This is a genomic window from Pseudomonas lijiangensis, assembly GCF_018968705.1.
Classification (GTDB): Bacteria; Pseudomonadota; Gammaproteobacteria; order Pseudomonadales; family Pseudomonadaceae; genus Aquipseudomonas; species Aquipseudomonas lijiangensis.
Window position 1 is genome coordinate 768,793 of the sequence record NZ_CP076668.1, and the last position, 13,752, is coordinate 782,544.

Sequence of the window (13,752 nt, forward strand, 5' to 3'; positions counted from 1 at the left end):
AAGCTGCCTCCCACAAGTGTTGTTGTGCCTTAATTAGTCATTCGCGAATAAAAGGCAGCCGCACAACCGCACATAGCCCCGCAGGCGGGCGGTTTTCCAGGGTCAGTTCGCCGCCATGGGCCTGGATGCAGGAGCGGGCGATGGCCAGGCCGAGGCCCAGCCCGCCCTGTGTGTTATCCGCTCCGTTATGGCTCAACTGCACGAAGGGCTCGAACACCTGGGTCAGCCAGGCCTGTTCGATGCCCGGTCCGTGGTCGAGGATTTCCAGGCGGATTTCCGGGCCCTCGACAGCCAGGCTCACAGTCGCATCCCCGGCATGGCGCAAGGCATTGTCGATCAGGTTGGTCAGCGCCCGCTTGAGCGCCAGCGGTCGGCAGTAGCAATGTACTTCTTGCCCGCGCTCCCAGACTATCGGTTGGCCCATGCTCTGATAACGTCGTGCGAGGTCGTCGAGCAGGGCGCTCAGGGATATTCTGATCGTCGCTTCCTGCACGGCATCGCCGCGCACAAAATTCAACGTTTCGCGCACCATGGCGCGCAGCTCATCAAGGCTGTCGAGCATGTCATCGCGTTCAGGGCTGTCTTCCAGCAACTCCATTTGCAGACGCAATTCAGTGATCGGCGTGTTCAGGTCATGGCTGATGGCGGCCAGCATCCGTGTCCGGCCTTCGACATGGCGGGCGATGCGCTCCTGCATCACGTTGAAAGCCCTGGTCAGATCCCGAGCCTCTTGCGGACCCGAGAGCGGCAGCGGCGAAATCCATTCTCCGCGACTGACCCGCTCGGTCGCCTGCGCCAGTGTCTTGACCGGCTGCACCACCCGACGCATGAAAAAGATCACGATCAGCAACACCGGAATGGTGGTGACCGGCAAGGTATAGGCCAGCATGCGACCCCATTCGTAACCGCCCGCCGGATGCTGGATGGCGTTTAACTGTTTGCCGTCAGGCAACCCGATGCTGGTGCGCAGCCGCAGGGGTGCCCAGCCGGCTGCCACAAAGACATGCTCCCGTGCCGGGCCACCGCTGATGCGTTCCAGTTGCATGCCGATAAGGGGATTGGCGGGCAGCGTCAGGCGCTTCCTGAGATCGCTGACCAGACGCTGTTCTTCCGGGCGCATGCCGCCGTTATCGGCGATGGCGTTGCTGTCGACCCAGAAGTGCGAGTCAGGCGTCTGCATGGAGGCCAGCAGGCGCGAGGCATCTTCGGCGGACAAGCCTTGTGCGACATGGTAGGCGGTGATCAGTCGTTCAATGGCCAGCGTGCGTGACAGTGGATGAATCAGGGCGCCTGTGCGTTGCAGGTAGAGCATGGCGATGGCATTGGAAGCCAGCAGCGCAAGCAGCAGCAAGACGCCCAGTTGATGGGCCATGCGCCTTGGCCATAAACGACGCAACAGCTTCATGCGTCGAGCAGGGTCACAGTGGCCGCCAACATATAACCGTCGCCCCAGATGGTGCGCAGCAGGTCCGGCTCCAGCGGGTTGTCATCGAGTTTGCGGCGCAGGCGGCTGATCTGCCGGTCGATGGCCCGGTCGAACACTTCAGTGCCGGGACGGCTGGTCAGGTCGATCAGTTTTTGGCGGCTCAGGACGGTATTGGGGTGGGCGAGCAGCACCTGCAGCAGACGGCTTTCCACCGTACTGAGCCGCACCGCCGAGCCATCAGGGCGAGTCAGGGTGCTGTTGCTTGCGCTGAAACTCAGCCCGGCGAATGCGTAACTTTGTGACAGTTCCGAGGTGTCGGCGGGAGGCAGCGTGCTGTCCGACCGGCTCAGGCCAGTGCCGCGCCGACGTAACAGGCTGTGGATCCGCGCCACCAGTTCGCGCGGTTCGAATGGCTTGGTCACGTAATCGTCTGCGCCGATATCCAGGCCGCGAACCCGGTCGGCACAGGTGTCGCGGGCTGTGAGCAGAATCACCGGAATCTTCTCGCGACGATGCAGCCTGCTGCACAGCTCGAAACCGTCGCCATCGGGCAGCATGACATCCAGCACGATGACATCGAATGCCTGCTGCCGGAGCAACTGCCACATGCCAGCAGCATCTTCCGCCGTGCGCACCTCGAACTCGTGACGACGCAGGTAGACGGCCAGCGGGTCGCGGATCTTGCGGTGGTCATCGACGACCAGAATGCGTGGAGCGGCGACAGCGGATGTCATGGTGTTCCTGGAAGGCAGCGGGACGATGGTGATATGGATGATTCTCATTTCAAGGCGCGATCTTATCCCATAAACCCCATGGTCGTTGAGTGTCTCGCCAGGCCCGGTTGTTGGCAGCGACGGCAGGAACCGCTACTTTGGACGGCGTTTGATCCGCGCAAGAGTGCCGCACATGGCCTTGAGGCGTTTTGCATGACGCTCGTCAAACGTCCCCCGACCTAAAAGAAGAAGGAACGACATGAAGTTTGAACCCCTCGCCAAGTCGCTGATCGCGACCGCACTCATTCTGGCTTACGCTCCCGTTCACGCCGCCTCCCAGGCACCGGTCGCCGCCGAAAACGGCATGGTGGTGACTGCCCAGCATCTGGCGTCACACGTGGGTGTCGACGTCCTCAAGAACGGCGGAAATGCTGTCGATGCCGCCGTGGCGGTGGGCTATGCACTGGCGGTGGTTTACCCCGCGGCAGGCAACCTGGGCGGTGGTGGTTTCATGACCATTCAACTGGCTGACGGGCGCAAGACGTTCCTGGATTTCCGCGAGAAGGCCCCGCTGGCGGCCACGGCCGACATGTACCTGGACAAGCAGGGCAATGTCATTCCTGACCTCAGCGCCAAAGGCCACTTGTCCGTGGCCGTGCCGGGAACGGTGGCGGGCATGGAACTGGCGCTGAGCAAGTACGGGACTCGCAAGCGTGAGGAAGTGATTGCTCCGGCCATCAAGCTCGCCGAAGACGGTTTTGTCCTGCAGCAGGGCGATGTCGATCTGCTGTCGACGGCCACTGAGGTGTTTCGGGCGGACATGGCCGACTCGGGTTCGATCTTTCTCGACAAGGGCGAGCCGATGAAGGTCGGTCAGAAACTGGTGCAAAAGGATCTGGCAAAGACCCTGGAGGAAATCTCCAGCAAGGGTAACGATGGTTTCTACAAGGGCTGGGTCGCCAAGGCTTTGGTGGATTCCAGTCAGGCAGGCAAGGGCATCATTACCCAGGCCGACCTCGATCACTACAAACCCCGTGAGCTGGCGCCCATCGAGTGCGATTACCGTGGCTATCACGTGGTGTCGGCACCACCACCGAGTTCGGGCGGTGTGGTCATCTGCCAGATGCTGAACATCCTCGAAGGCTACCCGATGAAAGAGCTGGGCTTCCGCTCGGCCCAGGGCACGCATTATCAGATCGAAGCAATGCGTCACGCCTATGTCGACCGCAACAGCTATCTGGGTGACCCGGACTTCGTCAAGAACCCTATCGAGCACCTGCTGGACAAGAACTACGCAACCAAGCTGCGTGATGCCATCGAGCCGCAGAAAGCCGGTGACTCCAACAAGATCAAACCGGGCGTCGCGCCCCATGAAGGCAATAACACCACCCATTACTCCATCGTCGATAAATGGGGCAACGCGGTTTCGGTGACCTACACCCTCAACAACTGGTTCGGTGCCGGCGTCATGGCCAGCAAGACCGGCGTCATTCTCAATGACGAAATGGACGACTTCACCACCAAGGTGGGCGTACCCAACATGTACGGGTTGGTGCAGGGCGAAGCCAATGCCATCGCTCCCGGCAAGACGCCGTTGTCTTCCATGAGCCCGACCATCGTCACCAAGGACGGCAAGGTGGTGATGGTCGTCGGTACGCCAGGCGGCAGCCGGATCATTACCGCGACCTGGCTGACCATGCTCAACGTGATCGACTACGGCATGACCATTCAGGAAGCGGTCGATGCGCCACGCTTCCATCAGCAATGGCAGCCGGAGACGACCAACCTTGAAGCGTTCGCCGTCAGCCCGGATACCCGCAAGATCCTCGAAAGCTGGGGGCACAAATTCGCCGGGCCTCAGCCGCTCAACCACGTTGCTGCGATCCTGGTGGGCGCGCCTTCGCTGGACGGCAAGCCGGTGGGCAACAACCGTTTCTACGGTGCCAATGACCCACGCCGTAATACCGGGTTGTCGTTGGGCTACTGAGTAAGCGGGATTGTTTGCGACCTAAAGACCTCGCCTCGGTCCTTGATCGAGGCGGGGTCAGGATAGAGCCATGAATACACTCCTGGATTTTTACCAGGCTGCCGGCTGGGGCCTCACGGCGCTGGTGATCGGCACTTTTCTGCTGGCCGGAACAGTCAAGGGCGTGATCGGGCTTGGTTTGCCGACCGTGGCCATGGGGCTGTTGGGGCTGGCCATGTTGCCAGCACAGGCTGCGGCCCTGCTGATCATTCCTTCGACGGTCACCAACCTCTGGCAACTGGCGACCGGCGGGCATCTTCGACCGCTGCTCAAGCGCCTGTGGCCGCTACTGAGCCTGATCGTGATCGGCACGAGCCTGGGCTCGTTCTGGCTGGGTATGAGTGGCGGGCACTCTATGACTCGGGCGCTGGGTGCAGCCTTGTTGCTCTATGCACTGAGCGGGCTGTTTCTACCCACGCTCAGGGTTGCCGCCAGTGCCGAGCGCTGGCTCGGGCCGGTATGCGGTTTCATTACCGGGATCATCACATCGGCCACTGGCGTGTTCGTGATTCCTGCCGTGCCTTACCTGCAAGCGCTGGGGCTGGAGCGCAATGAGCTGGTGCAGGCCCTGGGATTGTCATTCACCGTTTCGACACTGGCGCTGGCGGCTGGCCTGTTGTGGAACGGTTCGCTGGGTGGCGGTGAGTTGGGCGCTTCACTGCTGGCGCTGATCCCGGCCTTGCTCGGCATGCAACTGGGCCAATGGCTGCGGCAGCGAATCAGTGCCCTGATGTTCAAACGAGTGTTCTTTATCGGCATGGGGGCCTTGGGGCTGCATTTGCTGATAAGTGGCTGATCATCGAAAAATCAACAATGGGTGATTGATTCGTGATTTTCAGGCAAAAGTATTTTGCTTGATGGCTTATTACTCACCCGCACGTGTTTCTTTATTCTGCCGCCCATCGTTTTTGACTTTCGATCCGGCTTCCACTGGCCGGGTCTTCAAGCATTTATCCATGAGGCTCGGCATGAAAAAGATTCTGTTCCTGAACGGCGGCAAACAATTCGCTCACTCTGAAGGGCGCTACAACGCGACCCTTCACGAAGCCGGTGTGGCTTTCATGGACCGTGCAGGTTTTGACGTGAAGGAAACCTTTATCGACGGTGGCTACGACCTCGCCGAAGAAGTGCAGAAGTTTCTCTGGGCGGATGTCATCGTCTGGCAAATGCCGGGCTGGTGGATGGGGGCGCCGTGGACCGTGAAGAAGTACATCGATGAAGTCTTTACCGAAGGTCATGGCAGCCTGTACGCCAACGACGGTCGTACCCGCTCCGATGCTTCGCAGAAATACGGCAGCGGCGGCTTGCTGCACGGCAAGCAATACATGATTTCCGCGACCTGGAATGCCCCGCAGCAGGCGTTCGACGACCCGACCGACTTCTTTGAAGCCAAGGGCGTGGATGCGGTGTACTTCCCGTTTCACAAGGCCAACCAGTTCCTGGGCATGACCGGCCTGCCGACCTTTCTGGCTGTGGATGTCATGAAACGCCCGGATATCGACAGTGATGTGCAACGTTATGAGGCGCATCTGGCTCAGGTTTTTGGCGTCTAACAACGCTACTATCCAGCCTGTCTTGCGTAGAGAGCAGCCATGAAAGCCAGGTCCGATGAATTGCAGGTCTTTGTTTCGGTCATCGAAAGTGGATCGATTTCTGCCGCTGCCGAGCACATGGGGCAAACGCCTTCGGGGATCAGCCGGACCCTGGCGCGGCTTGAGGCCAAGCTGGAAACCACGCTGATCAACCGCACTACGCGTCGTATGGACCTGACGGAGGAGGGCAAGTTTTTTCTGGCGCGTGCCCGGCAGATCCTTGAGCAGATGGAGGACCTGGAAGAGCACCTGTCCTTGTCTCGGCAGAAGCCGTCCGGTCGTCTGCGGATCAACGCCGCTTCGCCGTTCATGCTGCACTCGGTCGTGCCTTATGTGGCCGAGTTTCGCGAGCTTTATCCAGACATTCAGCTCGAACTCAACAGCAACGATCTGGTCATCGACCTGTTGGAGCAGAACACCGACATCGCCATCCGCATCGGCACCCTGGCCGACTCGACCCTGCATGCCCGTTCTCTGGGATGTTCCCCAATCAACATCCTGGCCAGCCCGGATTATTTGAAACGACATGGTGTACCGACCTCGGTCGAGGAATTGGCGAACCATACGTTGCTGGGGTTCTCCCACAGCGAAACCCTGAATAACTGGCCGCTACGTCATGCGGGTGGAGATCGCTGGCTGATTCAGCCGGCATTATCGGCATCCAGTGGCGACACGTTGCGTCACCTGGCACTGGCGGGAGAGGGGATCGTGTGCCTGTCGCACTTCATGACCCACGAAGATATTCGCGAGGGGCGTCTTCAGGTTGTGCTGGCCGATGCCCACAGCGGGTACCGGCAGCCCATCCATGCGGTGTACTACCGAAACTCGAAGCTGGCGCTGAGGATTCAGTGCTTTCTGGATTTCATACAGGAAAAGCTGGCGCAGTACGCCTGTAAGTAATTCTGGAGCTCGTACCATCACTTGTGGGAGGGGCCTTGGCCGCGACGACCTGCTTGAAGGCAACACATTTTCAGCGTCTTCAAACATGCTGTCGCGGCCAAGGCCCCTCCCACGGATTGTGGCCCAGCCTGTATCAATGATGCTCGCGGGTTGCGCGGAATTTCACGTCCGGCCAGCGCTCTTCCATCAGGGCCAGGTTGACGCGGGTCGGGGCCAGGTAGGTCAGGTGACCGCCGCCGTCCAGTGCCAGGTTTTCCACGGCCTTGTTTTCAAACTCTTCGAGCTTCTTCTTGTCCGCGCAGTCGATCCAGCGGGCCGACCAGACGGTGATCGGCTCGTAGGCGCATTCGACCTTGTATTCTTCCTTCAGGCGGCTGGCGACCACATCGAACTGCAGCACGCCGACGGCGCCCAGGATGATGTCGTTGCTGCGCAGCGGGAAGAACACCTGCGTTGCGCCTTCTTCGGCCAGCTGTTGCAGGCCCTGGCGCAGTTGCTTGGACTTGAGCGGATCTTTCAGGCGTACGCGACGGAACAGTTCCGGAGCGAAGTGCGGGATACCCGTGAAGCCCAGGCTTTCGCCTTCGGTGAAGGTGTCGCCGATCTGGATCGTGCCGTGGTTGTGCAGACCGATGATGTCGCCTGCATACGCCTCTTCAAGCTGCTCGCGCTCGGAAGAGAAAAAGGTCAGGGCGTCGCCGATCCGCACGTCCTTGCCCAGACGCACATGGCGCATTTTCATGCCCTTGTCGTAACGGCCCGAACAGATGCGCATGAAGGCGATACGGTCGCGGTGTTTAGGGTCCATGTTCGCCTGGATCTTGAACACGAAACCGCTGAACTTCTCTTCCACCGGCTCCACGCTGCGCTCGTTGGCGACTCGCGCCAGAGGCTTGGGAGCCCAGTCCACCACGGCATCGAGCACGTGATCGACACCGAAGTTGCCCAAGGCAGTACCGAAGAACACCGGGGTCAGTTGACCGTTGATGAACTCTTCCTGATTGAACTCGTGGCAGGCGCCCTGCACCAGCTCAAGTTGCTCGACGAAACGGTCGTACTCGTCACCCAGGTGGGCGCGGGCTTCGTCCGAATCCAGCTTCTGGATGATTTTGGTTTCGGTGCGCTCATGACCATGACCGGCGGTGTAGACGATGATGTAGTCGTCGGCCAGGTGATAGACACCCTTGAAGTCGCGGTAGCAGCCAATCGGCCAGGTGATCGGCGCAGCCTTGATCTTCAGGACCGCTTCGATCTCGTCCAGCAGCTCGATCGGGTCGCGGATGTCGCGGTCGAGTTTGTTGATGAAGCTGACGATGGGCGTGTCGCGCAGACGGCAGACATCCATCAGGGCGATGGTGCGTGGCTCTACGCCTTTACCGCCGTCCAGCACCATCAGCGCCGAGTCCACTGCCGTCAGGGTGCGGTAGGTGTCTTCGGAGAAGTCTTCGTGGCCCGGGGTGTCGAGCAGGTTGATCATGTGCTCGCGATACGGGAACTGCATGACCGAGGTGGTGATGGAGATGCCGCGCTGTTTCTCCATTTCCATCCAGTCGGATGTGGCATGACGATCGGATTTACGGGATTTGACCGTACCGGCCACGGAAATGGCCTTGCCCATCAGGAGCAGTTTTTCCGTGATGGTGGTTTTACCGGCGTCCGGGTGGGAAATAATGGCGAAAGTGCGGCGTTTCGCGACTTCGGCGGCCTGTTGGGTCATGGGAAATCGCCTGAAAGAGAGTCAAAAAAGGGCGCAGATTATAGCTCAACTCAAAGCAATAACCGAGCCGTTCAGTCGATTCGGGGTGGCCAATTGGTGTCTCACGTGGGAACCTTTCAGACCGTGGAGACGTCCACTCTCTTGTAACCGGTTATGTATAGCCTGCTTCAAGAGCTGATAAATCAGCAAGTTAGCTTGACGAAGCTGCGCTCATGGCCTGTGTCTTCGCCGAGGAAAAATCCTCACTGGCGATCCACCTGCTGCTCTTCGCGAACGTGACTGCTGGCGCTCATTACCGGGCGTCAAAGACAGCGCGTTCGCCGACTGAAATAAGGAGTCCGCCCGTGGCTAATCGCTATGGCAAGGGGCTATTGGGAGGGACGGCTGCCATCGTCCTCCTGGCCCTGCTGGTCCACTGGATCGGCATCGATACGTTTGTGAAGTACAAGGATGATCTGCTGTTCTACCTGCAGGCCCATCTGGTTCTGGTTCTGGTTTCAATGTTGGCGGCTGTCGTGGTCGGTATTCCTGCCGGCATTGCCCTCAGCCGATCGAACATGGTTGGCCGCGCCGAACGCTTCATGCAGATCTTCAACATTGGCAACACTGTTCCTCCTCTTGCGGTTCTGGCCATCGCTCTCGGGATTCTCGGGATCGGCAGTGGTCCGGCCATCTTCGCTTTGTTCCTCGCCTCGTTGTTGCCCATTGTGCGCAACACCTACGAAGGCCTGAAAAACGTTCAGGGTTCACTCAAGGAAGCCGCCACCGGCATCGGCATGACACCGCGTCAGGTGTTGCTGCGTGTCGAGCTGCCCAATGCCGTGCCGATCATCGTGGGCGGTGTTCGCGTGGCGCTGGCGATCAATGTGGGGACCGCGCCGCTGGCGTTCCTGATCGGTGCCAACAGCCTGGGCAGCCTGATCTTCCCCGGCATTGCCCTGAACAATCAGCCGCAATTGCTGCTGGGTGCGGCGTGTACGGCGCTGCTGGCCCTGGTGCTCGATGGTCTGGTCACTCTGGTGAGTCGTCTCTGGCTGGAGCGCGGCCTGAGCCGCTGAGAGAAAGGAATTACCATGAAAAAACTAGCTTTGTTACTGGGCCTCGGGCTGCTGTTCAGCGGTTTTGCCCAGGCAGCCGAAAAGCCCTTGCTGCGCATCGGCGCACGGGTGTTTACCGAGCAGACCATGCTCGCCGAACTCACTGCGCAATACCTGCGCACCAAGAACTACGACGTGCAGATCACGGGCGGCCTGGGCAGCAATCTGGCCCGCAGCGCACAGGAAAGCGGTCAGCTCGACTTGTTGTGGGAATACACCGGTGTGTCGCTGGTGGCCTACAACCATATCGATGAAAAGCTCGACAGCGAGCAGACCTACGCGCGGGTGAAGGAAGTGGATGCGAAGAAAGGCCTGGTCTGGCTTTCCCCGTCCCGTTTCAACAACACCTATGCCCTGGCACTGCCGAAGAACGTTGCCGATCGGTACCCGCAGGTCAACACCATGAGCGACCTGACCAAGGTGCTCAAGGATGAAGCCAAAGAGGGTCATGTCGTAGCGCTGGACACCGAGTTTGCCAATCGCTCCGATGGCCTGCTCGGCATGGTCAAGCATTACGACATGAATCTCGGTCGCGAGAACACCCGGCAGATGGACGCCGGGCTGGTCTACACCGCCTTGCGTAACGGGCAAGTCTTCGCCGGGCTGGTGTACACCACCGACGGCCGCCTGAACGCCTTCAAGCTCAAGGTGCTGGAAGACGACAAGCACTACTTCCCGGATTACACCGCAGCGCCGGTGATCCGTCAGGAGTACCTGGATGCTCATCCGGAAATTGCCACGCTGCTCAAGCCACTGGCCGACCTTCTGGATAACCAGACCATGATCGAGCTCAACGCTCGCGTCGATGTCGGTCATGAAAGCCCGTCCACGGTGGCCGCAGACTTCCTGCGCCAGCATCCACTCAATTAAGGAAGGAGACGATATGAGTTTCTTGAACGCCTTCTCCCATCTGGACTGGGCACAGGTCATGCAACTGACCTGGCAGCACATCACCCTGGTCGGCATCGCCGTGAGCCTGGCGATTCTGGCGGGTGTTCCCCTGGGCATTCTGATGACCCGTTTTCCGGCGCTGGCCGGGCCGCTGCAAGCCAGCGCCACGGTCTTGCTGACCGTGCCGTCCATTGCGTTGTTCGGCCTGCTGCTGCCGTTCTACTCCAAGTTCGGCCAGGGCCTTGGTCCGTTGCCTGCGATCACGGCGGTGTTTCTCTACTCACTGCTGCCGATCATGCGCAACACCTACCTGGCTCTGACCGGTGTCGACGCCGGTATCCGCGAAGCCGCCAAAGGCATCGGCATGACCTTCGGCCAGCGCCTGCGCATGGTTGAACTGCCGATTGCCGTACCCGTGATTCTCGCCGGCGTTCGTACTGCCGTGGTGATGAACATCGGTGTCATGACCATCGCCGCCACCATCGGTGCCGGTGGCCTGGGCGTACTCATTCTCGCGTCAATCAGCCGCAGCGACATGTCGATGCTGATCGTCGGCGCGGTGCTGGTCAGCATTCTGGCCATCTTCGCTGACCTGCTCCTGCAATGGCTGCAACGCAGCCTGACTCCAAAAGGATTGCTCAAATGATCGAACTTCAGAATCTGACCAAAACCTTCACCTCCAACGGCAAAGACGTCAAAGCCGTGGACTCGGTAAGTCTGACCGTCAATGAAGGTGAGATCTGCGTCTTCCTCGGGCCTTCGGGTTGCGGCAAGAGCACCACGCTGAAAATGATCAACCGCCTGATCGTGCCGACCTCCGGCAAGGTGCTGATCAACGGCGAAGACACTACCGATCTGGACGAAGTGACCCTGCGTCGCAACATCGGTTACGTGATCCAGCAGATCGGCCTGTTCCCGAACATGACCATCGAGGAAAACATCGTGGTCGTGCCCAAGCTGCTCGGCTGGGACAAGAAACGCTGCCACGACCGTGCCCGCGAACTGATGAACATGATCAAGCTTGAGCCCAAGCAGTATCTGCATCGCTATCCGCGTGAGCTGTCCGGTGGTCAGCAGCAGCGTATCGGCGTGATTCGCGCCCTGGCGGCCGAAGCGCCGGTGTTGCTGATGGACGAGCCGTTCGGTGCAGTCGACCCGATCAACCGCGAGATGATCCAGAACGAGTTCTTCGAGATGCAGCGTGCGTTGAACAAGACCGTGATCATGGTCAGCCACGACATCGACGAAGCCCTCAAGCTGGGTGACAAGATTGCGATCTTCCGGGCGGGCAAACTGCTGCAGATTGACCATCCGGACACCTTGCTGGCGCACCCGGCTGACGAGTTCGTCAGCAACTTCGTCGGCCAGGACAGCACCCTCAAGCGCCTGCTGCTGGTCAAGGCCGAAGACGCCGCCGACAACGCCCCGTCGGTGAGCCCTGAAACTCCGGTGGCCGATGCGCTGGAAGCGATGGACGAAAACGACCGTCGTTACATCGTCGTCACCGACGGCGATAACAAGGCGCTGGGTTACGTGCGCCGTCGCGACCTGCATCGTCAGCAGGGAACCTGTGCCCAGTTCCTGCGCGAGTTCAACGCCACGGCCGCCTACGACGAGCACTTGCGCATCCTGCTGTCGCGCATGTACGAGTTCAACCGCGCCTGGCTGCCGGTGCTGGATGCCGAGCGGGTGTTCCTGGGTGAAGTGACGCAAGAGTCGATTGCCGCTTACCTGAGTTCCGGCCGTTCACGTGGCATGAAGACCAGCATTGTGTCGCCGGCGGAAGTGGCGGCGGAAGCGTTGAGCTGAGTGTGTCCGCCAGCCCGGCGCTGCAATGGCGTCGGGCTGGCATGATGATTCGGCTTCAGTTCAGGAGACACTGAATGACGTCGAGTAGTGCATTGCACCCAGATTGAAAATATTGGTGATGGCCAGTGTGGCGCTGTAACTGCCCGGAGCCAGTGTTCCAGTCTGGAACGTGGCATCTCTCTGTTCTGGCCGAGTGTTTGAGTTGGATGCGATGACCGTGCTTGATCCATCTTTACGAATTTCGATCCGGTAACTCAGTTGTGGCGGCGATGTATCGGGCACTCCCCATTCCACCCGCACGGCGGCAACTGACCCGAGATAAGTGGCCTGGAGCCAATCTACCCGCGATGCCTTGACGACTTTTGGTTTGTCGTCGAACTGATTGGGTTCAAGGTGGATGGAGGTTTTGTCATTGTTGAAGTAGCCGCCGGCGATGAGTTTGATATTGGCCGTTCCGGGAGTGTCTCCGCTGCCTACCAGCATTGCATTCCATGTGTGTGGATCACCCCCGGCAGTCGCTACGTAATGGGTCGGTTTTTGCCATGTGCCGTCTTTGCTCATTCTGAAGTTCTGGCCGTAGATGCCGAAATAGCCAAGCGCGTTGCCTGAAAAGCGTTCAAGAAACCCGCTGTTGTGCGCCGATGTAAAAGAGATATCTCCATCGGGTATGGAGGCTGACATGTAGTGCGTCCAGCGGTCATGGGTATACGAGTACATGAACATCCCCATGTGCGTCACACTTTCTCCGGGAATGAACCACCGTCTTATCACCATGCCGTACCACTGACCTGGGGTCCAGGGCATGGGGTGGGAGGTATGCAGGCCGGTGCCCTCGCCGCCGAAGTGCTTGGTATGCAAGCCCTTGAGTCCATAGTCCAGACTGACCTCAGGTTTCCCCGGGCTGTCTGCGAGATCCCATATCGAGCAGATGTTGTTATAGGTAAAGATTTGCCCATCGATCAGCACATTGTTTTGATGCTGAATGCCTGCGTAGCCCCCTCTGGGGCCGAAATTAAAATTACAGCCAGACCAGTAAATGTGGATGTTGTCTCCTGCTGACGGCACACACTGTTCTACGTATATCAGCTCGGCTGTGGTTTCTTTGTAGAAGGAGGCCACCGATGGACCGGAAGTGGGGACGTCTCCACTGCTGGCGTTATTGTTCGATTCGGTTTTCTCTGTCATGGCGATCACCTGATAGGAGTTTTGTCCCGATTGTGGGCCGCTCCTGAAACGCTTCGCATCTGTAGGAAATGACAGTTTTGAGATCGTTTTCAGCACGCAGGCAAGGAATCGGCAGATGTCTGGTGATATGAGGCAGTTCGCTGGCGATTGGCACATTTTTTACCGAAACGAGGTTGGGTAGGTCGCGAGGCGGTGCGATAGGGCCTCACTTGAATGGCTCTGAAAATGAACATCAGCCTGTCATGAGGGTCGGTTATAACGACGATCAACTCGGCAATCTGCCGAACGTGTGTCAAAACGCGACATTTTTTGTTGATCTATGGCCCCTCAGGTCCTAAAGTTCGCGCCGAACGTCCATGCTGGAAACGATCCATCCGGCTCAAGTACTGACGACGA

Annotated in this window: 12 protein-coding genes; 8 read left to right on the forward strand and 4 right to left on the reverse strand. The window is 59.3% G+C overall.

Annotated features, from left to right (window positions below):
- Window positions 1–37: 37 nt before the first annotated feature.
- The gene (locus KQP88_RS03355; protein WP_216704848.1) at window positions 38–1,372 is read right to left on the reverse strand and encodes an ATP-binding protein; all 1,335 of its coding nucleotides are present in this window, start codon (window positions 1,370–1,372) and stop codon (window positions 38–40) included.
- 29 nt (window positions 1,373–1,401) lie between these two features.
- The gene (locus KQP88_RS03360; RefSeq protein WP_216704849.1) at window positions 1,402–2,160 is read right to left on the reverse strand and encodes a response regulator transcription factor; all 759 of its coding nucleotides are present in this window, start codon (window positions 2,158–2,160) and stop codon (window positions 1,402–1,404) included.
- Between the two features lie 238 nt (window positions 2,161–2,398).
- Between KQP88_RS03360 and ggt the strand changes: the two genes are divergently transcribed.
- From ggt to KQP88_RS03380, 4 genes are all read left to right on the forward strand, one after another.
- On the forward strand, window positions 2,399–4,126 hold the full coding sequence (ggt, locus tag KQP88_RS03365; protein ID WP_025258404.1) for a gamma-glutamyltransferase: 1,728 nt from the start codon (window positions 2,399–2,401) through the stop codon (window positions 4,124–4,126).
- A 70-nt stretch (window positions 4,127–4,196) separates the two neighbouring features.
- Entirely contained in the window at window positions 4,197–4,961 is a 765-nt protein-coding gene (locus tag KQP88_RS03370) for a sulfite exporter TauE/SafE family protein (protein ID WP_216704850.1), read from the forward strand.
- A 172-nt stretch (window positions 4,962–5,133) separates the two neighbouring features.
- Window positions 5,134–5,718, forward strand: a complete 585-nt coding sequence (locus KQP88_RS03375; protein ID WP_216704851.1) for an NAD(P)H-dependent oxidoreductase — start codon at window positions 5,134–5,136, stop codon at window positions 5,716–5,718.
- A 39-nt stretch (window positions 5,719–5,757) separates the two neighbouring features.
- Window positions 5,758–6,657 (forward strand): LysR family transcriptional regulator, encoded by a 900-nt coding sequence (locus KQP88_RS03380; RefSeq protein WP_216704852.1) that lies wholly within the window; start codon window positions 5,758–5,760, stop codon window positions 6,655–6,657.
- 133 nt (window positions 6,658–6,790) lie between these two features.
- On the opposite strand, the gene KQP88_RS03385 is transcribed toward KQP88_RS03380, so the two are convergent.
- Complete coding sequence (locus tag KQP88_RS03385) at window positions 6,791–8,374, reverse strand: peptide chain release factor 3 (protein ID WP_025258408.1); 1,584 nt, start codon at window positions 8,372–8,374, stop codon at window positions 6,791–6,793.
- A 344-nt stretch (window positions 8,375–8,718) separates the two neighbouring features.
- Between KQP88_RS03385 and KQP88_RS03390 the strand changes: the two genes are divergently transcribed.
- From KQP88_RS03390 to KQP88_RS03405, 4 genes are read left to right on the forward strand one after another with little or no spacing between them, the layout of a single operon-like run.
- A complete protein-coding gene (locus tag KQP88_RS03390; RefSeq protein ID WP_216704853.1) occupies window positions 8,719–9,432 on the forward strand; it encodes an ABC transporter permease in 714 nt (237 codons plus the stop codon).
- Window positions 9,433–9,447: 15 nt separating this feature from the next.
- Window positions 9,448–10,341, forward strand: a complete 894-nt coding sequence (locus KQP88_RS03395) for a glycine betaine ABC transporter substrate-binding protein (protein ID WP_216704854.1) — start codon at window positions 9,448–9,450, stop codon at window positions 10,339–10,341.
- Between the two features lie 13 nt (window positions 10,342–10,354).
- Entirely contained in the window at window positions 10,355–11,008 is a 654-nt protein-coding gene (locus tag KQP88_RS03400) for an ABC transporter permease (RefSeq protein WP_216704855.1), read from the forward strand.
- Window positions 11,005–12,171, forward strand: coding sequence for an osmoprotectant ABC transporter ATP-binding protein OsmV (locus tag KQP88_RS03405; protein WP_216704856.1), 1,167 nt, complete (start codon window positions 11,005–11,007; stop codon window positions 12,169–12,171). The genes KQP88_RS03400 and KQP88_RS03405 overlap by 4 nt, the downstream gene beginning before the upstream one ends.
- A gap of 60 nt (window positions 12,172–12,231) precedes the next feature.
- On the opposite strand, the gene KQP88_RS03410 is transcribed toward KQP88_RS03405, so the two are convergent.
- Window positions 12,232–13,356 (reverse strand): DUF3472 domain-containing protein, encoded by a 1,125-nt coding sequence (locus KQP88_RS03410; protein WP_216704857.1) that lies wholly within the window; start codon window positions 13,354–13,356, stop codon window positions 12,232–12,234.
- Window positions 13,357–13,752 lie beyond the last annotated feature (396 nt).